At 64.2% G+C, this 260-nt stretch carries 1 protein-coding gene; it reads right to left on the bottom strand.

Annotated elements, in window-relative coordinates:
* Positions 1 to 25: 25 nt before the first annotated feature.
* Positions 26 to 260 (bottom strand): YidC/Oxa1 family membrane protein insertase (locus Q5762_RS38855; protein ID WP_315897028.1); only part of this gene is annotated, 235 nt, incomplete at its 5' end.

Here is a 260-nt window from a genome sequence, read left to right as displayed (position 1 = left end):
GCGAGCCTCGCCTCGTCGGGCGCGCTCACTCGGCCGGCTTCGGTTTGCCGCGGCCGGTGAGGCCGCGCCACGTATCGGCCAAGTTCTTGAACAGGTGCACCTCAACGCCCTGCTGGCTCATGATGTACCATTGCTGCGCGATGCCGAGCAGGTTGTTCCAGGCGTAGTAGATCACCAGTCCCGCCGGGAACGTCGCGAACATGAAGGTGAACATGATCGGCATCAGGCCGATCCGATCCAGGCGCGCATGTTCGGCCTGA

This window comes from Streptomyces sp. P9(2023) (assembly GCF_032436795.1).
Lineage (GTDB): Bacteria > Actinomycetota > Actinomycetes > Streptomycetales > Streptomycetaceae > Streptomyces.
This window is presented reverse-complemented; position numbering and strand designations above follow the sequence as displayed.